The following is a 22,082-nucleotide window of genomic DNA, read 5'->3' as shown; positions in this document are numbered from 1 at the left end:
CCTTATTTAGTGCTTGGTCGTAAATACACCAAGTCTGTTTCGCTTGATAAGTCTTCTTGATAGACAAAACCATCGACCGATAGGGCTTTTAATGCTTCGACAGTTTGAACATTGTGACGAGCCATTTCCGACACAAAACGTCCCCGGCCTTTTTTAGAAATGGTCGAGTGAATCTTGTTGATCCCATTTCGTTCTTCCATAAAGGTCAAATGCACCATGCGTTTTTGAATAGCTGGAGAAAAAACAGCTTCAAATTCAGAAGACAAAAGGGAAATCACCAACTCTTCTTCTTGGACAAGGGCATCATACTGGCTGCGCCAAAAAGCCTTGAGGCTCTTGGAACCAATTTTTAGACTGCCTTGAAAATCCAAACGATGGGGCGAAATCAAGTCAAAGACATTGATGGCTCCATAAAAACCAGTTGTGATATAGACAGACTCCTTAAGATAGGCCATTTCTTCCTTGGTCAAATCCCGACGACTCATATAACGGTACATGAGTCCATCATAAAGTTGCCAAGCAGGATAGGTCTTGGCCTGTCCATTTGCAATTCGTTGCCAGCGGTCATATTCTAAGGTAGCCTTGTCAGGATTTATTTTATAAAATTTGGCCAATTCATCAGGGCTCATTTTGGATAGAACTGCTAAAAGCTCCTGGCTGGCACTGGACAAAGTCGCAAAAGGAGCATTGTCTAAATTGGTATTCATTTCTTTGGCATTTGGAATCAAAATTTTCATAATTCTATTGTATCATATCGCCTTTTTCCTTGACAAGATATTTAGATAATGTTAACATCTGATCATCAATACTAGATAAGGTTGTTTTTATGACTAACATTCCCCTTTGGGAGACCATTCCAGAACTGGAACTCTACCTTGACCAAGTCCTACTCTATGTCAACCAAGTGACAACCAGCTTTGAAGACATACAAGATAAACCCTTAACGGCTGCCATGGTCAACAATTATGTCAAACATGGCTATCTTCCAAAACCAACAAAAAAGAAATATGGCCGTGAGCACTTAGCCCGTCTCATCGTCCTCACCCTTTCTAAACAGGTCTTTGCCATTGCTGATACAGCAAAGCTCATGGACTCCTTAAGACTAGTAGAAGAAAATGAAAAGCTCTACAATCATTTTGTCACTACCTTGCAGGGTCAAGAAGATGAGCATACCCCGCCCGTTATTCGCTTGTTGTGCCAAACACTTCTTTCTTATCAGCAAACCATGGCCGCATTTCACACACAAACCAGAACCACTGAAGGAGAATAGTATGTCCAGAAGCTTTCAATTGTCCAACCCACTATCTTTTGGTGAAGAAGTTGCCAACGCAGTAACCCACGCTGTTGGTTCGTTACTAATGCTGATTCTTCTGCCTTTTGTCGCTATCTACAGCTATACCGAGCACGGCCTTGTCCATGCTGTCGGAGTATCTATTTTTGTGATTGGACTCTTTCTCATGTTTTTGTCTTCGACCATCTACCATTCCATGTCTTACGGAAGTGTCCACAAATATATCTTACGGATTATCGACCACAGTATGATTTATATTGCCATCGCAGCCAGTTATACCCCTGTCGTCTTAGCTCTCATGAACAATTGGATGGGCTATGTGATTTTGACACTGCAATGGGGAACAACCATTTTTGGTATTCTCTACAAAATCTTTGCTAAGAAGGTCAACGAGAAATTCAGTCTCATCCTCTACCTCATTATGGGGTGGCTGATTATTTTTATCTTCCCTAAGATCATTGCTCAAACTGGTATCCAGTTTTGGCTCATGATGCTAGCAGGAGGCTTGGCCTACTCCATCGGTGCTCTCTTTTATGCCAAGAAAAAGCCATATTATCACATGATTTGGCACCTGTTTATCCTCTTGGCCAGCAGTTTGCAATTTATCGGAATTATCTTTTATATGGTGTAAAAACAGGTCAGTGATTGATCTGTTTTCTTGTTTTTCAAGGTAAAATCAGCTAGAATAGAAGAAATCAATCTGTAGGGGGACAGATATGGCAAGCAAATACCAGACCATCATGAACACAATTTTACAAGGGATTGAAAACGGCAGCATCAAACGTGGGCAAAAACTACCTTCTATTCGGCAACTAAGCCAAGAATACCAATGCAGCAAAGATACGGTGCAAAAGGCGTTTTTAGAGCTTAAATACCAAAAAGTAATTTATGCAGTTGAAAAGAGTGGTTACTATGTATTAGAGGACAAGGCCTTCCAGGAAGAACAGATCCCTTTGGCATCGGAGGATTTCCACCAGCTCCCCTATGAAGATTTTCGCCTCTGCCTCAATGAATCCTTGATTGGCCGTGAAAACTACCTCTTTAACTACTACCATCAACAAGAAGGGTTAGAAGAGCTCATTTCCTCCACCCAGCAACTGCTGATGGATTACCAGGTTTTTGCCAAAAAAGAACAGATTGCCATCACCGCTGGAACCCAACAAGCCCTTTATGTCTTGTCCCGCATGAGCTTCCCTAGCAAACGGGAAACCATCCTGCTGGAACATCCTACCTATGACCGCATGCAACACCTTCTCGACCAGCAAGAGATTCCCTACCGCCTCATCGAACGCGATTTGGACGGGATTGATCTGGACGAATTGGAAAAGCAATTTCAAGAAGGGGATATTAAATTTTTCTATACCATTCCCCGCTTGCACAATCCCCTGGGCACCAGCTATAGCCTGCAAGAAAAAGAAGCCATCCTTCGTTTAGCCCAAACCTATCAAGTCTACATTGTGGAAGACGACTATTTGGCAGATTTTGACTTGGAACAGGTTCTCCCCTTTCATTACTTAGACACAGAGGACAGGGTTATCTATCTCAAATCCTTTACCACCACTCTTTTTCCGGCTCTCCGGATTGGAAGTGTGGTGCTGCCACCCGCTCTCATTGAACGATTTTTAGAAGACAAGGGATTGATTGATTACGATACCAACCTCATCATGCAAAAAGCTCTCTCTCTCTACATCGACAATGGCATGTTTGCCCGAAATACCAAACATTTAAAAGACGCCCACCGCCAACAACAAGAAAGACTAGGCTTGCTGGTTAAAGAAAGTGGAATCCGCCTTCCCTATCAAATCACAAAAGATGCCATCCTTTTTCAACTACCTAAGAAACAGCTGACTCCGAAAATCAAACACAGTGGTCTTCCCCTTACTTTAATGGAAAATAAAGAATCGTTCTTTATCCGATTAACAGATAGTGCACAATTACAAAAACAGCTTATGCAAATCACAAAATTATTGCAATAAAAAGAAGCCCTTGGGCTTCTTTTTATGTATTCATCATACCAGACTGCAATTGGTACATTTTATGGTAGGTACCTTCCAGAGCTAGGAGCTCATCATGGGTACCTGCTTCAATAATTTCTCCCTTATCCAACACATAGATGCAATTAGCATCTTGAATGGTCGACAAACGATGGGCAATCGCAATCGTCGTGCGGCCCTGCCGCATTTTTTTCAAGGATTCTTGGATCACTTCTTCTGTTTCAGAATCAATATTGGCTGTTGCTTCATCCAAAATGAGGATTTTGGGTTGGGCAGCAATGGTTCTTGCAAAAGCAATTAATTGGCGTTGCCCAGAAGAAAAGGTCGATCCTCTCTCGGTCACAGGCTGGTCGTAACCCTTAGGAAGGCTCTTAATAAAGTCTGCCGCGTCCACAAATTCTGCAGCTGCCTCAATTTCCTCTCTGCTGAGCTGTTCTTGGTACATCTGAATATTGGATGCCACTGAACCATGATAAAGGAAGGGATCCTGTAAGACCAGACCAACGGCCTTTCGTAAGGCTGGCTGACTGTAAGAACGAATATCTTTGCCATCAATCCGAATCTGTCCTCGGTCAAATTCATAAAACCGCATAAACAGGTTAATAATAGAGGATTTACCAGATCCAGTATGGCCAACAAAGGCGATGGTTTCCCCCTTGTTCACAGAAAATGAAATATTTTTTAAGACATCTGTTTCCCCGTCATAAGAAAAACTCACATTTTCAAATTCAATTCGACCTTCAAGGACTGCTTCACTACTGTCTGCCTGGGCTGGCTCGTAATCTTTTTGGTCCATCAAGGTAAAAACACGATCCGCAGATACCATTGACGTCTGGAGGGTCGCGAAATTCTGCGTTACCTCAATCAAAGGATCAAATAGTTGGTTAATGTATTGGATAAAGGCATACATGAGACCAGCTGTAAAAGTAGCTGTTTGCCAGTTGAGTCCAAAATAAGTCAAAATAACTGCATAGGCCAAGACTTTTAAGACAGACATAGCAGGACGCAAGAAAAGGGAGTTGACATTGATTGAGCGATTGGCATAGTCTAAGTGCTCTTCGTTAATCTCCTCAAACTCTTCGTTCAAGCGATCCTCTTGTACAAAGGCTTGGATTATCCGCATGCCTTCAATTGACTCGGATAGCTTAACATTGATGTCACTCAATTTTTTACGGGTCATAGCCACCAAGTCATTGGATAATTTCCGATAAAGCCAGACCGATCCCCAAATAATGGGTAAGAAAGGAATAATAGCCAGGGTCAACTGCCAGTTCAACTGCAGCATGGTGACCAGGGTTGCTGCAAAAAGGAAAAAGGAAGAGATAAAACTGGCAAATACCGTACCAAACATATCCGCCACCGCCTGACTATCATTGGTTAAACGAGATACAATAGAGCCGGCAGGCGTTTTATCAAAATAAGACATGCCTAAGGATTGCAAATTAGCAAATGTTTCTTGACGAAGGTCACGCACAATACTATAGGCCACTTTGGAAAAAGTATAGCTTCCTAAGTAGGTAAAGAGAATCCGTAATAGAAACAAGAGGTAATAACCAATTAAGACAAAAAGCCCTGCTTGTCCAACTTGATTGTTAATAAAATGATCTATATAATAACGGGCTACCAAGGGAATGGCCGTTCGTGTCGCTGTTGTCAGCAGAATAAAGAGGAGAGCCAAGAAGGTCAGCCACTTGTAACGATAGACATAGGCCATCAAGCGACCAAATACACTAGTTTTCATGCTGCAAGTCTCCTTTCTCTAAACTGGCTGTTAAATCTTCAATCAATTGTTGAGACTGATAAGTATCATAGTACCAGCCTTGTTGGGCCATCAATTCTTCATGGGTTCCACGCTCCTTGATGGTGCCATTTTCCATCACCAAAATCAAATCCGCATGAACAATAGCTGACAAACGATGGGCGGTAATGATCGTCGTTTTACCAATCCGCTCTGATTTGAGGTTTTCAACAATCAGGTGCTCTGTCTTGGCATCAACGGCAGATAAGGAGTCATCCAAAAGCAAGATTTCAGGATTGGCTGCCAGAGCTCGGCTCATGGCAATCCGTTGTTTTTGACCACCCGAAAGTGAAACACCACGCTCGCCAATAATGGTTGAAAAACCATCCCTCATGCTCATAATGTCATCGTATACTCCACATAGCTGAGCAGCATTAGCAATGTCTTCCTGCGTTAGGTTAGGATTTGAAAAAGCAATATTGTCTGCAATACTCATAGCAAACAAAACCTGATCTTGAGGAACATAGCCTGTTAAACCACGTAAATCCTTGAGACGATAATCTTTGATATTGTAGCCATTGACTAAAATCTGACCATCAACTAGATCTCGTTCACGCAATAATAATTTCAAGAGGGTTGTCTTCCCAGACCCCGTTGGACCAACAATCCCTAAGGTCTGTCCCTTTTCAAGGGTAAAGGAAACAGCTGAAAGCGTTTCTTGCTCATCATAAGAGAAAGACTCAATCTGATAAGTAATAGCACCATTTTCCATAGGTACAATCGGCTCCAAAGTCTCCGTAATATCGGATTTTTGAGCTAAAAGATGGTCAATCCGCTCATAGGACACAGAGCCCCGCTGGATCACATTGAACAAGAAGCCCATGGCTTGAAGCGGCCAGACCAACATATCCAAATAGGTAATAAAAGTCACCAACTGCCCAATGGTTAAATCTCCTTGGCGAATAAAGAAAGCCCCCATAACCAAGGTCACGACATAGGAAAGACCTACAAAGGTCAAGGTTAAGGGATCAAACAAGGCATTGTATTTAGCGGCCACCATGTTTTTTTCAAATACAGCTTGATTAGTCTCTGAAAAAGCGGCAATCTCTTGTTCTTTGTAACCAAATGACTTCGTAACTTTGATACCTGAAACACTTTCTTGAACATGGTTGTTTAAAGTTGAAAAAGCTTCTTGTGATGCCTTGAAAGCCCTGTGGTTCCGTCGTCCCAGAGCACTCGTCCCCAAAGCCATAAAAGGCAAGGGAAGGATGGCTAAGAGGGTCAAGCGCCAATCCAATACAACAAACATGGTTGCTAGGGTTACCAAGGCCGTAATCGAAGCATCAACAGCCGACATGACACCAGCTCCTGCTGTCATTGTCAAGGCATTGATGTCATTGGTCGCATGGGCCATCAAGTCACCGGTTCGAAAGCGTTGGAAAAAGGACGGAGACATCTTTGTAAAGTGGTCAAACAAGCGAAAACGCAAAATCCGCCCCAAATGATTGGCCGTCCCCAAAATATACATTCGCCAAACATAACGTAGGGCATACATGGCAAAACCGGATAAAACTAAGTAAAGGATATTGAGCCATAATTCCTGATTGGTTAAGGTCCCTGATGCGATCTGGTCTATCACAACCCCCATCACTCGTGGTGGAACTAGATTAAAGACACTCACCAGTGCGAGGGCGACAATCCCAATCACATACCGGCGTTTTTCAAGCTTAAAAAACCAGCCTAATTTCTTTATTAAATTCATAGAATCTCCTTTAACAAACTATACTATTATATGCCCATCAGGACAGAATTGCAAGGATTGTCCATTAAAAAAACAGAAAAAGCCGAACAAAGTCAGCTTTCTCTTATCCAATTTCATATCCCATCAAGAGACCATTTTCTTCTGCATAAAAACTGCACAATCCTGAAGTCGCAATTACTTCAATGTCTGCACCTGGAAACTCTGCTTTAACCAGTTCTGAAAATTGATCTACAAATTTCTCATTGTTGCGGTGTGCCATGGCAATTCTACCACCAGCATAACCTGCTTTTTTCAATTCATCAAAGGCTGTTGTTACTGATTTCTTATGGCCACGCGCTTTTTGCAAGAGTTCCAATTTTCCTTCACTGCTGGCTTCGCCGACCATACGAATGTTCAAGAGACCAACAACTGTACCTAATAACTTACTGAGTCGGCCATTTTTAACAAGATTATCTACTTTTGCCAATACAAACAACAATTTTGTTTTGGCTTGGTAAGCCGTGATGGCATCCACTACTTGGTCAAAGTCTAATCCTTGACTAATCAAGCGGTTGATTTCCATCACCAAAAGATCCATCTCGCCACCAGCTGACAAACTATCGATCAAGTGAACATTGACATCTGGATGCTCTTCAGCAAACATTTCTTTAGCAACACGGGCACTATTAAAGCTACCTGATAGGCCACCTGTAATGGTCACTACAATGACATTTTCAGCCCCTTCATAGGCTGCTGCAAAGGCTTGAGGACTTGGGCAGGCTGAACTAGCTGCTTTGGAAGAACCATACATGGTTTCCATCATATAGTCAATATTGAGATTGGCGTCATCCACAAAATCAACACCCTCAACTTGGATGGACAAGGGAACACTTTCAAAAGCCGCATCAGGGGCTAAGTTTGCTAATTCTTTATAGTCACAGCCAGAATCGGCTACAATTTTCCATTTTTTCATTTTACATCATTCCTTTTCAAACAAACAATAGACTACTTTTATTTGACAAGCAGATTATCTTCTTTTACAATTATACCATGAAAACCATTTCCACTAAAGTACAAATGCCTTCGGATGTCACACTTAAAGGAGAACTATGAACAAACGCCAGATTTCACCAAAATCCTTAAAAAATCTCTATCAATCCAATAAAGAGTCTAACCAACTGACCAGAGAATCCATTGAAACAGCTCTACTCTTTCTCATGGAGAAAAAAGAGATGAAACAGATTTCGATTTCTGAGCTGGTTCGAAAAGCTGGTGTCTCCCGCAATGCCTTTTACCGCAACTACAAATCCAAGGAAGAAATTTTAGAGATGGCCTATGAGCGGACATCTCATCAACTGGCTGAAAAGTGGAAACATTTGTCTGATAAAGTGAAACGTAAAGGCGTTCCCCAGACTGTATCAGACTTTGTTCAACACCAAAAAGATAAGGTGACGGACAATCCAACTTTGACCAATGTCAGCCAATGGATCAAAGAAAAGACTGAGAAAAAATGATTGAACGCTTCAGTCATTTTTCTATTTTATTAATAAAAGAAGCTACTATTCCCTCATAGAGGGAAAATCGTCTGATCTAAATATAAGGAGAAAAAATGAAACCCTTACGATTTGATCCATTCGGTCTTCTGGTCGGTGGCATGATATTCGCCATTTACCTGATGGTCTTTGAAGATACCTTTTTTGTCTTTCCTCGTAATCTCATTACCTTCTATTTAATGGTATGTGTTATCTGTTTTTCCTTAGTATTGGATGAATTTCCCCATCGTTTTACCTTTCCTACTCCATCCTTACTTTATCGCTTGATTTATCCCCTCTTGTGGTTATTTGCGCCCTTTTACCTTGTCTATCTCCATTTTAGCTCCAAATCTTAATAAATAAAGCTCATAATTCAAAATTTTATCCCCGCTATAACATAAAATGTCTATAGGCATATGTTGATGAATTACAATATAAAAAGACTACACGACATTCGTGTAGTCTTTTTGACGTTCAAATGGAACTACGTTCTTTTTTACTCGACATCATATGCTAAAACAAGAGCTTGATAAGGTTTCAAGGTGATTTGTTTTGCCTCAACCGCTACATCTATATAGTTGTTCAAGAGCACTTCTTCAATAGATTGCTCAAGGTTCAATACGGCTTCTCTTGCTTGGAAATTGACGATAACAGCAACTCGTTTGTCTAAAACACGTTCATAGGCAATGACACCTGTTTCCCCTGCTAAAATCGGTAAGAGGTCACCGTGTTGAATGGTTTTTCCATAGGTATCATGCTTGTAAAGACGGGTAAGACGGCGATAGAAATGAAGAACAGAATTCTCATCCTTTAATTGAGCCGCAACGGTAATGTTCCGATTTGGTTGCTTGCTATAGAGCCATGGCTCAGTCGTTGAGAAACCAAGGTACTCACTATCATCCCACTGAACAGGGGTCCGAGCATTGTCACGGCTAATTTTAGAAACCGCCTTGAAAGCTTCTTCAGGGGTCAAGCCGTCTTCCATAGCCACCTTGTATTCATTCAAGGTGCTAATGTCATCAAATTCAGAAACATCTGTAAAGACCTGATTTTCCATCCCAATTTCTTGGCCTTGGTAGATAAATGGAATCCCTTTTCGCAAGGTGAAGATCGTTGCCAAGGCTTTTTTACTGGTGTCGTTCAAGTCTGCTTCTAGAATAAAGCGGCTAACGCCACGGGGTTGATCATGGTTTTCAATGATAGTTGAAATCACACCCACTGGATCATTGCGCTTGTGAGCCGCAAAGATACTTTCCTTGATTTGTTCAGCTGTCGGTGTCTCAAAATGGTGCCAGCCTTTTTCCATATTGATACCAGATTGTTTGAAATCAAAGATGGAAGAAAAGACACTCTCGTCTCCACCAATCAAGAACTGAAGGTCGTCATCACTTTCGTTGAAGACTTCTCCAACCGCAAAGGCATTGTATTTCTTGAAGGTTTCTTCATACATTTCACGAAGGAATGGTTCAATTGGTTGGGCATTGTCAAGGAAGACATCTGGAGATACCAAACCATCTTCATCTTCTGACTCATAAGTGGTCCAATTGAGGTCTTTTTTGATGTTGATAATGGCATCAATCCGGAAACCAGCCACTCCTTTGTCCATCCACCAGTTCATCATATCATAAATCTTGCGGCGAACCACTGGATTTTGCCAGTTCAAATCTGGCTGTGCCTTATGGAAGGAATGGAAATAATAGGTATCCGTTCCAGGAATTTGTTCCCACATATTGCCACCAAAGTAACTTCTCCAGTTGCTTGGCGGGCCATCTGGACTGTCTACAAAGTAGAAGTAATCACGGTACTCACTGTCTGGATCAGCCAAGGCTTGTTGGAACCATTCATGCTGGTCTGAACAATGATTGACCACTAAATCAAGAACAATGGCAATCCCACGTTTTTTAGCTTCTGCAATCAATTCGTCCATATCTTCATCTGTACCAAAGATTGGATCCACCTTGTAGTAATCTGAAATATCGTAACCTTGGTCTACAAAAGGACTCTGAAACATTGGCGAGAGCCAGAGAATATCAATCCCAAGGTCTTGTAAGTAATCTAATTTTTCGGTAATTCCTTTCAAGTCACCATAGCCATCATTGTTGCTATCGTTGAAACTTTTCGGGTAAATCTGGTAGGCAACTTTGCCCTTCCACCAATTTTTCTCCATTTTTTCTCCTATTACGTATAATTTTATTTTACAGCACCATCAGACAAGCCCTTGATGATATTCTTTTGCAAGAACAAGAACATGATGATGACTGGGGTAATGGTAATCAATACCGCTGGGAAAATCAAATCCCATGAATTACCATATTGGCCTGATTCGATTTTTGCAAAATAAACCGAAAGGGTTAAGGTTTTGACTGGACTGTTTCCGATTACCAAGAATGGTAAGAGGTAATCATTCCAAATCCACATACCATTTAAAATGATAACAGTCATGGTCGTTGGCTTCAACAGTGGCATAATGACCTTGAAATAGACTTGAATCGGACTTGCTCCATCAATAATAGCCGCTTCTTCTAAAGATGCTGGGATACTCTTGATAAACCCATGGTATAAAAAGAGTGACATACTAAGTCCAAATCCACCATACATCAAAATAAGACCTGGTACATTTTTCAAGCCCATGCTATCAAAGTTACTGATCAATGGATACATAATAGCTTGGAAAGGAATCAACATGGATGCCGTAAAGCAAAGCAATAAAAATGTTGAGAATTTCGATTTAAAACGCACCATCATCCAAGCTGCTGCCGACGATACAAAGACAATCAAAGCAACAGATAAAACCGTAATAACTAAGGTCAAAACAAAAGAGCTTCCAATGTTAATTTTTTCAATGGCATTGATAATGTATTCAAATGAAAAGTTTTTTGGCAAGGCCATCGGAGTCTTGACGATCTCTGTCTGAGATTTAAAGGAGTTTAAGAGCAAGAAAACGATTGGAAACAAGGTAAAGAGTGCCATGATAGTGATAATGGCGTACCGTAAGTAGGATTGTACTTGTTGTTTTTTCATTGTGCTTCAATCTCCTTTCTCTTAGTAATTACAACTTGTGTCAAGGATACAACAGCGATAATCACGAAGAAGATAACCGCTTGCGCTTGCGCCATACCATAGTTGTTCGTCGTATCTTTTGGAACACGTAAAATTTGCAAGGCTAACATACGGGTGCTGAATTCCCCGTTTGTCAAAGCCACGTTTGGGTCCAAGAGCTTAAAACAACCAGATAAGACTAAGAAGAATACGACTGTAAAACTTGGCATCAGCATTGGGAAGGTCACATTGCGCAATTTTTGCCAGTAGTTGGCACCATCAATATCTGCTGCTTCATATAAATCATCTGGAATATTGGCTAAACCGGTAATGTAAATAATCATCATATAGCCAGACATTTGCCATGTGACCATAATCAAAAGAGCCAAAAGGTTTTTGCCACTATCTTGGGTCATATTATTAAGCAAGTCAAATGGCATGATACCGTCTGGACCAAAGAGCATTTTTGAGAAAACATTCTCGTAGATAAAGAGCCAGATATAACCCAGAGCTAATCCACCTAGTAAGTTCGGTAAGAAAAAGGTTGCACGAAAGAGCCCAACAAACTTACCGAGACCGTGTACTAAAAGGGCTTGCGCTAAGGAAACCACATTGACCACCACTACTGCAATGACTGTAAATTTCAAGGTATAGACAAAAGCATTTCTAAAGTTTTCATTTTGAAATGATTTGATGTAGTTTTCAAATCCAACCCAAGCCTCAAAGGGATTACTTCCTCCTGCAAAGTAAACCCCTCTCCAAGCTGAGAAGGAGTAAATGACACCAACAATAAATGGTACTAAGACCACCATTGCAAACAAGATAAATGCTGGCAACACAAATGGAGCAAACCATTTTTTATAGACAGAATTCATACAGTCCTCCTAAATATTAAATAAGATAGGAGTGAGAAGTGCAGTAGCCGATTGGCCGACTGACTTTTCACTCCCGGTCGTCTTTTTAGCAATTAGTTTGCTGCGTCTTTCAAGTCAATCCATGTCTTGATGTATTTGTCAGCAAAATCTGAGTAAGTTTTTTCATCCCATGTTTCTTTGGTCATGTAGTTTTCTTTCAATTCATTCCCAATTTCCTCAAGGAAGCTACCTGGTGCAGCGTTGTATGGGTTTGAGAGGGTATCATTACCAAGGTATTGAACAATTGCATTGTTTAATGTATTTGGTGAATCAGTAGCGGTTGGGTCATTGTACATGATAAAGCCACTTTCTTCTTTCAAGAATTTCAAACCACGCTCAGAAGTATAGAGCCATACAAGGAAGTCTTCTGCTGCTTTGATTTTTTCTTCGCCTACATTTTTATTGATAGTGAAGTAGTTTGGAATGAAAACTGGAATAGAGTTTGTAAAGGTTTCAGCTTTACGACCATCAACAGAGATATCATCTTGTGTGAATGGCATTTTCACTGGCAACATATCCAATGTTGAAACGATTTCTTCGTTTAATTTCACCAAGTTAGGGTAAATCCAGTTCCCTTGTTTGATGAAGAGACCTTTGTGGCCCGCAAACAATTCAAGTGAGTAGTCGTATGAACCAGTAGTTGTGTTCACATACTCTGGACCACGTTTGTTCGGCCCATCTTCTCCAGCTGCGTGGGCAGTGTTGTACTCCAAGACACCCATTGCTTTAACGATAGCTGATTTTGCTTTTTCCATTTGTTTGGCATCTGTGTAAAGAGCGTCTGAGTAGCTCTCAAATGCTGCGTTGATTGGAAGATTGGCCATGAAATGGTCTGAGTATGTCCATTTTTCAGCACCTGCTTCAACAAAGACACCAGTCAATTGTTTGGTCAACTCTGTTTTTTCACTTGCAAATGTGTAAGTATTGCCATTGATTGTCACTGTTTGGCCAGTCTTGCCATTGATGAAAGCGTCAACAGCATCTGTGAATTGACGGAATGAATCAAAATCCGCCGCTTTTAAGTCAGCTACCAACGCTGCTGTATCCGCTCCTGCAAATAATTCAGTCAATAATTTCGTGTCAAAGACGTAACCATATCCTTCCACTGTGTAAGGAATACCAAAGTTTTCTTCATCCGTAGAACGCAAACGTTGTGCATCTGGAACTTGGTCAGCCAGTTCTTTCAATTTTTCATTGGAAGATTCGTTCAAGTTATACAAGAAATCACCGTCTTTTGGTCCCCAAGGAACAAGAGATACTGTTGAGAAAATCGCTGGTGGATTTTTAGAAGCCATCTCCGCATTGGCAGTTTCAGTAGTATCTGTACCAGATCCTGGTGAGAACACTTTTAATTTTTGACCAGTTTCTTCCTCGTAATCTTTTGCTAATTGCTCCAGACCAGGACCAATTTCACTCTTTGTGTTAAAGATATACAACTCATCGCTACTGGACGATCCACCTGAATTGCCACATCCAACAAGGGCTGCACCAAGTGCCACAGCAGCGAACATGCGCAAAAATGTTTTTTTCTTCATAAAAACATATCTCCTTTTTTCTTTGAACAGAAATTTTTCTGCCAACGCTTTTTAAAAGCGCTTTCTTTTGTTGATATATTTATTATATGGTAACGTTATCATAATGTCAAGCGTTTTGCAGAATTTTTTTATAAAAAATTTTTTATGGCTAAAATACAAACAAAATTCCCCTTTAAACTTGCCTTATAATCAAGTTTTTTTTATACTTAATATATTAAAAGGAGATAGGACTATGCCAGCTAGTATTACAGATGTTGCGAAAAAGGCTGGGGTATCAGTAACGACTGTTTCAAGAGCCATTAATGATCACCCCTACGTATCCAAACAAACAAAAGACCGCATCAAGGCGGTTATGGAAGAGCTAAACTACTATCCCAATCATGTTGCCCAACAATTACGGGGGCATAAATCAAAGCTGATTGGAGTCACCATCTCCTTTATCACCAACCAATTTTTTGCTTATCTGGTAGATGCCATTGAAAAAAAAGCTAAAGAGATGGGATACCGAATCAATATTTTACAAACTTCTGAAAATCCTGAATTGGAAGATTTTTATTTGGATTTGATTGCCAAAAAACAAATGGATGGGCTGATTGTGACCAGTATCGGTGAAGCAACACCCAAGTTAAAAAAATTATTAAAAGAAAAAAAAGTTGTTCTCTGCAATCGCTATTTAGGCGAAGAGCCCTTAGATATGATTCGGATTGATGAGGAAGAAGCTTGTTATGAAGGAACTAAACTTCTCATTGAAAAAGGGCATAAGACCATTGCTTTTTGTACTGGTAATCACCGCGATCCTTCCTTTAATGACAAACGTTACAAGGGTTTTTACAGGGCTATGGAAGACGCTGGATTATCCTTCAATATGGACCACTACTTCGCTCACACGATGGGAATCGAGGGTGGCCGATACTTTGCAAAAGAATGGATGAACATGACAGATGATCGTCCAACGGCTGTTTTTTCAAATGGTGATTTGACAGCTGCTGGTATCATCAATGAGCTACAAGAAAATGGCTATCGTGTTCCTGAAGATTTGGCAGTTCTGGGTTTTGACGACCAACCCATTGCTGGTCTAACCAAGCCTGGCATCACGACCATTGCCCAACCCATTCAAGAAATGGGGGAATTGGTAACAGAAATCTTGATCCATTCCTTAGAAGACAATGACATTCCAGCATATCAAACCTTAAAAACGAAATTGATTATTCGCGGTAGTGTCTAATATCGCTCAAGACATCTAAAAACGAGTTCAACACTGAACTCGTCTTTTTTTTAGCCAAAATGAATTTCTTGTCCATTTTCCGTCACACTATAAGTGACATCTTTTAGATTAAGGGTCGCGGTTGCAACAACTGACTTATCCTTATTGTGACGCGTAATCACAATAGTATTTTCATCTGGTGTCTCCACTTCAATGCCACCGTCTAAATCAAAAGCTTGGCTCTTGTTACGGTAGGTAAAGAGGCTAAGAAGCGATTTGACAACTGGTCGTTCCACTTCTTGTGCGATCTCTTCGCTACTATAATAGTGACGATTGATATTGCGGCCTTCCTTGGTGCTTTCAAGCAGTTCCAAATCGTTTTTACCAGCCAAGAAGCCAACATAATAAACCTGAGGAATACCAGGAGCAAAGGCTTGGATCAAACGAGAAAGGAAGTATTTCTTGTCATCATCACCCAGTGCAGAATAATAGGTTGAGTTGATTTGGTAGATATCCAAGTTGTTGTATTCAGCAGAAGAATATTTGCGTTTGACATTGGCTCCCACCTTATACAATTCGTTTGAAGCAAAATCAATTTCCTCGTCTGTCAAAATGTCTTTAACATCCACAACCCCAATTCCATCATGGGTATCCAAGGTAGTAAATTGCTTCATCGGACTCATCTTGAGCCATTTAGCCAACTGGTTGGTTTTTCCGCTATATAGCGAATAGAGGGTCACCATTGGAAGGGCAAAATCGTAAACATAGTAATCGTGATCAGCAATTTTGAACTGAATGGTGTAGTGCTCATGGATTTCCGGAAGCAACTCCACACCTTTTTCTGCTGCCATGTCTCGAACCTTGTCCAAGAGGTCCCAGATTTCAGGCTCTACAAAGAAATCATTGGTATCCAATTTTTTGATGGCGTAGGCAAAGGCATCTAAGCGAATCAAGTCACAGCCGTTTTCAGCCAAGTTGTCAATGGTATTTTTGATGAATTCCATGGTTACTTCTTTGGTCACATCTAAGTCAATTTGTTCTTCGCCAAAGGTGTTCCAAAGGTGCTCTTTACTGCCGTCTGCAAAAACAATTTCCTGCATTGGCGCCTTGTCTTTACGCTTGTAAATTAAATCAATGTCTTCTTGAGTCGGACGATTTTCAGGCCAGAATTTTTCCCAACGCAAGAACAAATCCGCATAAGCTGAATCGTCCTTTTTCTCTTGGAAGTCCTTGTAGTATTTGGATTGACGGGAAATGTGGTTGATCATAAAGTCAAACATGAGGTAGTATTTTTCACCCAGACGTTTGACATCATCCCAGTCTCCAAAAGCAGGATCGACTTCATCGTAGTCAACAGGGGCAAACCCACGGTCTCCTGTAGATGGGAAAAACGGCAAGAGGTGAACACCACCGACTGCTTCTCCAAAATACTTGGTCAAGTTTTCATCGAGTTCTTTTAAGTTTTTACCCAAACTATCTGAATAGGTAATCAACATGGTTTTATTTGAAATGGGCATAGCTACTCCTTTTTTTCAATTATTTTCTATATCTTAACAAATAAACCGCTTTCACAATAGAGGCAATCCCCCTAAATTTTTCGGTCAATTTGCACAAAGAACAATTACCAAAAGAAAATGAAGTTCAAGACTTCATTTTCTGGCTCTTACTTAACGGATCCACTGGTCATACCAGAAATAATATTCTTTTGGAAAATGAGGTAGACGATCAAGATTGGGATAATCCCTACGACATAGGAAGCAAAAGATGGTCCATAATCACTGAAATACATGCCTTGGTAATTGTATTGGAACAACGGAAGCGTCCACATATTTTGGTCCTTGTTCAAGACTAAAAGGGGCAACATAAAGTCATTCCATAGCCAAAGAGCATTGATAATTAAGACGGTCGCATGCATGGGCTTCATCAAGGGGAAGATAATTTTCCAATACATGGTATATTTGTCACAGCCATCAATGGCCGCTGCTTCGTCCATTTCAATTGGTACAATCGTTTTGATATAACCAACATAGAGAAAGAGGGTTTGTGGAATAGCGTAGGTTAAATAGAGAATAATCAAGCCAGTAATGTTGCTCAATCCTAGGCTAGACATAAGTTTGGTCATCGGTAACATAATGACTTGGAAAGGAACAAAAATCCCTAAAATCAAGAAGAAATACATGATACCAAATGCTTTTTTCCGATCCATATGGCGGGCTACTGAGAAGGCAGCCATCGGAATCACCAATATAATCAAGGCCACTCCAACAACTGTGACAGTTGCGGAATTTCCAAAATACTGGACAATCCCATCTTGGAAGAGACGGGTATAGTTTTCTAAGGTAAATTCTTGCGGCAAGCCAAAGAAGTTACCCGTAATTTCTTTGGTTGGTTTAAAGGAGCTGATGATGGTTACCAGAAGGGGAACAAACATCAAGAGAATGCCAGAGAATAAGATAAGGTAAACCCACCAGTTTTTTTGTTTGTGTTTCATTGCTTATTCTCCTTTCTATACTTCAAACCGTTTGGACAATCTCATTTGGATGAGCGAAATCACGACAATCATGATAAATAAGATGATCGCCAAGGTATTGGCATGTGAAAACTTATTATCAACAAAGGCATAGTTGTAAACCATTAGACCGAGCGATTCCGTTTTTCCATTTGGGCCACCACTGGTCAAGGCAAAAATTAAGTCAAATGCCGTCAAACCAGATTTCATGGCCATGATAAAGACCATGCTGATGGATGGTAACAAGTATGGCAATTCAATTTGGAAGAAGGTTTGGGAGCTGTTGGCTCCATCAATGGCTGCTGCTTCTTTCACATCATCAGGGATACTTTGCAAACCGGATAGGAAGATAATAATCGGCATGGCCAATCCTTGCCAAAGGGCAACAAAGATGACAGATGGAACAGCTGTTTTTTCCTGTACCAGTAAGTTTTCAGACAACCAGTCGATTCCTAACGCTTCACCAATTTGTGGCAAACCGTAGTTGAACAATTGGACAAAAATCAAACCGAGGGTCACCGTAGATAAAACTGCTGGGAAGAAATACCAAGTCCGAAAGAATCCCAAAGCTTTAATCTTGCGATTCAAGAGGGTGGCAATCCAAATCCCGATGACAATTTCACCCACTAATAAGCCGAGTGTAAAGATCAGGGTAAAGACCATACTGGTATAGAAATCAGAACTTTTGAGTACGTCAATATAGTTCTGAATACCAACCATGTCATAGGTATTGGAGAGACCATTCCAGTTTGTTAAGCTATAATAAATACCATTTACCAAGGGGTAAAAGAAAAATATTAATTGCAAGATAATCGGAATGGCCACAAAGAAATAGGCCCAATATTTTCCAAAAAATCCTTTTTGAGTCATAAGATACTCCTTTAATGATGTGTTTGTAGTCCACTAATTGAATGGACTTTCGACCAATGAAATGGACTACGTATTGAAAGTGAAAAGCCGGGCTCTTATATTGATTAAGGCCCAGCTTCTTTCAATTATTTTTTCATTGGGTCAAAGAATTTATTTAATAATTTCGTCAACTGTTCTGAGTCTGGTTTTTTAACTGTTTCGACAGTGATATTCCAGAATTCATCTTCTGATTCCCACTCACTTTGCAACCACACTACATGTTTGTCTGTGAAGGCCAAGTCTGCAATGCCATTCAACTCTTCAAATTTACCTTCTGTATCGACACCGACAACAGATGTTGGTGAGCCGTCTACGTCATAGTATTTTTGGAAAACTTCAGGGCTAGAAAGGTAGCTCAAGAATTTCTTCGCTTCTTCTGGGTGTTTAGATTCAGCCGATATAGATACTGCAACATCAGCCGCACCAATGGTGTATGAGTTACCTGCTTCTTCACTAGGGAAGGCAAAGATACCGTATTCGAATTCTGGCTCTTGTTGGTTGATAACAGCTGCTGCCCATGAACCTTGTGGCAACATCAATGCATCACCAGCAGCAAAGGCTGCAACAGCATCAGCATATTTAGCACCTGCTGCTCCTTTTTGGCCATTGTCTTTCAACAATTCCAAGCGTTTTGTAACAGCTTGTGTTTTTTCATCATTAGCAACTGCTCCTTTTCCACTGCGGATTAAGATGTCCTCTGCTGCATCAAAACCACCTGCAACAGTTACCCATGCTAATTGGTGGTAACCATTTAATGACCAAGCATCATTCAATGAAAGAGCAAATGGAGCGGCATTCCCATCGTCCTTAATGGTTTTTACCAATGCTTCAAACTCAGCATAGGTTTCAGGAACCTCAATACCAAGCTCTTCAAACTTGTCTTTGTTGTAGTAAATACCGTAAGCATTCACGTTCAATGGCAGTGAGTAAATCTTATCATTGACTGCATAAGTCGCTGCTGCGCCTTCTTTTAAGTTTGACAAACCAGCATCATCACCTAATTCAAGGAAACGATCATTGACTGCCCACTCTTTGAAGTCCGCATTTTGAGGGTAACTATGGATGATGTCTGGCGCTTCGTTGTTGGCCATACGTGTCCGAAGAACGGTTCCAGCATCTGGTACACTTGTAAACTTGATGTCAATGTCTGGATTCTCTTTTTCAAAATCCGCAACAATTTCTTCAAGGGTTTGTTTCATTTCTCCTTTTTGTGAGAAAAACTCGATTTCAACTTTGTCACTGTTTCCACCACTTTGAGCGTTTCCACATGCAACAAGTAAGCTAGCGAATGCTACAACAGATGCAGCTTTTAAGAATGATTTGAATTTCATAAAATCCTCCTAAGATTTTAAATATTTTTTACATTTTTTAAAATGGTTAAACGTTTACTTATGTTTGTATTATAAAATAGAGATTGATTTTTGTCAAACGTTTTCACAAACTTTTTTAAAGATATATTGCACACTGACATAATCTTTTTGAAGATGTGGCATGGTCAAACCGATGTTCATCAGCTCGTCTCCGTAGAAATGAGCATCCAATTCTGAGCAGTAATATTGGACATTTGGATCCAATCCCTCTAGCTGAACACGAATCAGAGGAGCTTCCGGTTGGGAAAGAATTTTAACAAAGGTAAAGACAACTTCGCTCTTATCTTGACTAACATAATTGTATGCAGCCGTATTGCTGGTCTTTTTCAGACGGTAATAATCGCCAAATTGAATTGTCTTGCGAATAGACTTGTAGGTCGCAATTTGCTGACTAATGCCGTCCAATTCTTCTTTTTCAAGACTCAGTAAGTCCAATTCGTAGCCGAGATTGCCCAACATGGCCACATTTCCCCTAGTTGAAAGTGGTGTTATGCGTCCTGTTTGGTGATTGGGCACAGCTGAAACATGGCTCCCCACGCTAATAGCTGGAAAAATTAAGCCAGTTCCTTCTTGAATAGACAAACGTCCAATGGCATCAGTGTTATCACTTGCCCATGCCTGAGGCATGTAATAGATCATACCTAAATCATTACGGCCTCCACCACCAGAACAAGATTCAAACAGGATATTTGGGAATCGTTTTGTCAGTTCTTCCAAGATAGAGTACAAGCCAAGCATATAGCGGTGGTAAAATTCATGCTTTTCGTCATTGGCTTGTGATTCTGGAATATTGGTAATATTCCGGTTCATATCCCACTTGACATAACTGATGTTGGCTGAGGATAGAATATCTGACACTGATTCAATCAAAAATTCACAGACTGCTTCTTGCGATAAATCCAAGACCAGTTGTTCCCGGCTGTAAGTATGACTACGGCCACTTGTTTGAATCGTCCATTCTGGATGGGCTCGGTAAAGGTCACTATCTTCAGAGACCATCTCTGGTTCAAACCAGAGTCCAAACTGCATCCCAAGATCGGTAATTTTTTGTGACAAACCAGCTAAGCCAGAAGGCAGTTTTTCGAGATTAACGACCCAATCTCCAAGCGAACAGGTATCACTGTTGCGTTTTCCAAACCAACCATCATCTAAGACAAAGAGTTCGACACCGGTTTCCTTGGCCGCTTTAGCCAAGTCCACAATTTTTTCTTCCGTAAAATCAAAGTAAGTGGCTTCCCAGTTGTTGATCAAAATCGGACGTTCTTTGTGGGCCCAAGTTCCTCTTGCAATATGATAGCGAACAAAGTTTTGACTGTCCCAGGTTTGTCCGCGGAAGCCCTGATCTGTATAACTCAAGAGGGCTTCCGGTGTTTGGAACTGGCTGTTTGGCCCTAATTTCCAGCGGAATTTCTCATCATTGATTCCAATTCCCATCCGAGTGGTGTGAATGGCGGTTGTCTCTGCAAAGGCTGTAAAGTTGCCACTATAAATCAATTGAGCTGAATAAACACTACCAGCTGTTTCTGTTGCTTCTGGATCTGCCAAAGCAATAAAAGGTGTCCGTGAATGGCTAGATGCCCCTCGGATACTGCCAATTGAATATTTCCCTTGGGTCAATGGCGTCTTGGTCCACTCTTTTTCATAGCCATATCGTCCCGTCAGACTGTGGATAGTAAAGTCTTTTTCTGGCAAATCTATGGTCAAGCTCAAGACCTTCTCCAAGTCTGCTGCTTGTTCTCCCGTTTTCACCAAAGCAGAGCGAACCAACATATTGGCTTCAGCAAAGAGATGATAGGATAGGGTAACCGTGACATCTGTCAATTGGTCATAAAGATCAATTTCTAGGGTTTCAACGTCATTCTCCTTGCCATGACTAGATGGCAAGCCACTTAGAAGAGGTTTTCCCTTTAGCATCCGGTGTTCTTTGTACTTCAAGTCCAATGTGGTCCCTTTTTCTGAACGCAACTCAATCGCAGAGGTTCGAAAATCACCCAAACCATTGCTACTGTATTCCTGTTGCAGAGTATCCATTGAGAAGGTACGATCCTTGCTGGTTGGATTCGGTGAAAATGCACGATCCAAAAAGGTAATTTTGTTAGCTGAACTGTATCGTTCAACACGTTTTCCAAAATACCGATGAACCAAGAGACCATTCTCTAGTACCTGCATGACATATGAAAAACGTTTGCCTTTCAAATGAAAGAGAGACGTAGTTTCATGAAACTCAATCATGTTTTCCTCCTCCTTTAAGTTGATTTTATTCTACCAAATGAAAACGCTTTATAAAATGGAGTTTTGTTGCTAAG

The 22,082-nt window shown here is 40.7% G+C and carries 18 protein-coding genes and 1 pseudogene; 6 read left to right on the top strand and 13 right to left on the bottom strand.

All coding sequences use genetic code 11. The annotated features are described in order from the left end of the window. Positions 1-2: 2 nt before the first annotated feature. Positions 3-737 carry a peroxide stress protein YaaA gene (gene yaaA, locus ACVR1I_RS02875; protein ID WP_447442541.1) on the bottom strand — a complete coding sequence of 245 codons (735 nt, stop codon included), beginning with the start codon at positions 735-737 and terminating at the stop codon, positions 3-5. 89 nt (positions 738-826) lie between these two features. Between yaaA and ACVR1I_RS02870 the strand changes: the two genes are divergently transcribed. The 3 genes from ACVR1I_RS02870 (at position 827) to ACVR1I_RS02860 (ending at position 3,267) form a co-directional block, all read left to right on the top strand. After that, entirely contained in the window at positions 827-1,270 is a 444-nt protein-coding gene (locus tag ACVR1I_RS02870; RefSeq protein ID WP_447442540.1) for a DUF1836 domain-containing protein, read from the top strand. A 1-nt stretch (position 1,271) separates the two neighbouring features. Beyond that, positions 1,272-1,922, top strand: a complete 651-nt coding sequence (gene trhA / locus ACVR1I_RS02865; RefSeq protein ID WP_447442539.1) for a PAQR family membrane homeostasis protein TrhA — start codon at positions 1,272-1,274, stop codon at positions 1,920-1,922. An 85-nt stretch (positions 1,923-2,007) separates the two neighbouring features. Then, positions 2,008-3,267, top strand: coding sequence for an aminotransferase-like domain-containing protein (locus ACVR1I_RS02860; protein WP_447442538.1), 1,260 nt, complete (start codon positions 2,008-2,010; stop codon positions 3,265-3,267). A 22-nt stretch (positions 3,268-3,289) separates the two neighbouring features. On the opposite strand, the gene ACVR1I_RS02855 is transcribed toward ACVR1I_RS02860, so the two are convergent. The 3 genes from ACVR1I_RS02855 to ACVR1I_RS02845 form a co-directional block, all read right to left on the bottom strand. Continuing rightward, positions 3,290-5,026, bottom strand: coding sequence for an ABC transporter ATP-binding protein (locus ACVR1I_RS02855; protein ID WP_447442537.1), 1,737 nt, complete (start codon positions 5,024-5,026; stop codon positions 3,290-3,292). Beyond that, complete coding sequence (locus tag ACVR1I_RS02850; RefSeq protein ID WP_447442536.1) at positions 5,016-6,785, bottom strand: ABC transporter ATP-binding protein; 1,770 nt, start codon at positions 6,783-6,785, stop codon at positions 5,016-5,018. The genes ACVR1I_RS02855 and ACVR1I_RS02850 overlap by 11 nt, the downstream gene beginning before the upstream one ends. Before the next feature lie 103 nt (positions 6,786-6,888). Continuing rightward, positions 6,889-7,737 (bottom strand): DegV family protein, encoded by an 849-nt coding sequence (locus ACVR1I_RS02845; RefSeq protein ID WP_447442535.1) that lies wholly within the window; start codon positions 7,735-7,737, stop codon positions 6,889-6,891. Positions 7,738-7,873: 136 nt separating this feature from the next. On the opposite strand from ACVR1I_RS02845, the pseudogene ACVR1I_RS02840 reads away from it, so the two are divergent. Beyond that, a pseudogene (locus ACVR1I_RS02840) lies at positions 7,874-8,152 on the top strand (TetR/AcrR family transcriptional regulator); the annotation flags it as partial. A gap of 221 nt (positions 8,153-8,373) precedes the next feature. Beyond that, the gene (locus ACVR1I_RS02835; protein WP_447442534.1) at positions 8,374-8,652 is read left to right on the top strand and encodes a hypothetical protein; all 279 of its coding nucleotides are present in this window, start codon (positions 8,374-8,376) and stop codon (positions 8,650-8,652) included. A gap of 140 nt (positions 8,653-8,792) precedes the next feature. Here the strand turns inward: ACVR1I_RS02835 and ACVR1I_RS02830 are convergent, their stop codons facing one another. From ACVR1I_RS02830 to ACVR1I_RS02815, 4 genes are all read right to left on the bottom strand, one after another. Then, positions 8,793-10,463: a glycoside hydrolase family 13 protein gene (locus ACVR1I_RS02830; protein ID WP_447442533.1), complete on the bottom strand. Its 1,671-nt coding sequence runs from the start codon at positions 10,461-10,463 to the stop codon at positions 8,793-8,795. Positions 10,464-10,486: 23 nt separating this feature from the next. Continuing rightward, the gene (locus ACVR1I_RS02825) at positions 10,487-11,317 is read right to left on the bottom strand and encodes a carbohydrate ABC transporter permease (protein WP_447442532.1); all 831 of its coding nucleotides are present in this window, start codon (positions 11,315-11,317) and stop codon (positions 10,487-10,489) included. Next, positions 11,314-12,210, bottom strand: coding sequence for a carbohydrate ABC transporter permease (locus ACVR1I_RS02820; RefSeq protein ID WP_447442531.1), 897 nt, complete (start codon positions 12,208-12,210; stop codon positions 11,314-11,316). Before ACVR1I_RS02820 ends, ACVR1I_RS02825 begins: the two co-directional genes overlap by 4 nt. 92 nt (positions 12,211-12,302) lie before the next feature. Then, complete coding sequence (locus ACVR1I_RS02815) at positions 12,303-13,784, bottom strand: hypothetical protein (protein ID WP_447442530.1); 1,482 nt, start codon at positions 13,782-13,784, stop codon at positions 12,303-12,305. Between the two features lie 232 nt (positions 13,785-14,016). On the opposite strand from ACVR1I_RS02815, the gene ACVR1I_RS02810 reads away from it, so the two are divergent. Continuing rightward, positions 14,017-15,009, top strand: a complete 993-nt coding sequence (locus ACVR1I_RS02810) for a LacI family DNA-binding transcriptional regulator (RefSeq protein WP_447442529.1) — start codon at positions 14,017-14,019, stop codon at positions 15,007-15,009. Positions 15,010-15,059: 50 nt separating this feature from the next. Here the strand turns inward: ACVR1I_RS02810 and gtfA are convergent, their stop codons facing one another. The 5 genes from gtfA to ACVR1I_RS02785 form a co-directional block, all read right to left on the bottom strand. After that, positions 15,060-16,505 (bottom strand): sucrose phosphorylase, encoded by a 1,446-nt coding sequence (gene gtfA, locus ACVR1I_RS02805; RefSeq protein WP_447442528.1) that lies wholly within the window; start codon positions 16,503-16,505, stop codon positions 15,060-15,062. Between the two features lie 146 nt (positions 16,506-16,651). Continuing rightward, on the bottom strand, positions 16,652-17,479 hold the full coding sequence (locus tag ACVR1I_RS02800; protein WP_447442527.1) for a carbohydrate ABC transporter permease: 828 nt from the start codon (positions 17,477-17,479) through the stop codon (positions 16,652-16,654). Positions 17,480-17,494: 15 nt separating this feature from the next. Then, a complete protein-coding gene (locus tag ACVR1I_RS02795; protein WP_447442526.1) occupies positions 17,495-18,367 on the bottom strand; it encodes a carbohydrate ABC transporter permease in 873 nt (290 codons plus the stop codon). Between the two features lie 125 nt (positions 18,368-18,492). Then, positions 18,493-19,737, bottom strand: a complete 1,245-nt coding sequence (locus ACVR1I_RS02790; protein ID WP_447442525.1) for an extracellular solute-binding protein — start codon at positions 19,735-19,737, stop codon at positions 18,493-18,495. Between the two features lie 93 nt (positions 19,738-19,830). After that, positions 19,831-22,008, bottom strand: coding sequence for an alpha-galactosidase (locus ACVR1I_RS02785; RefSeq protein ID WP_447442524.1), 2,178 nt, complete (start codon positions 22,006-22,008; stop codon positions 19,831-19,833). Positions 22,009-22,082: the final 74 nt, after the last annotated feature.

The sequence above is a fragment of the Streptococcus cameli genome, assembly GCF_053207365.1.
The sequence above is the reverse complement of the archived record's forward strand: the minus strand, read 5'-3'. Positions and strand labels throughout refer to the sequence as shown.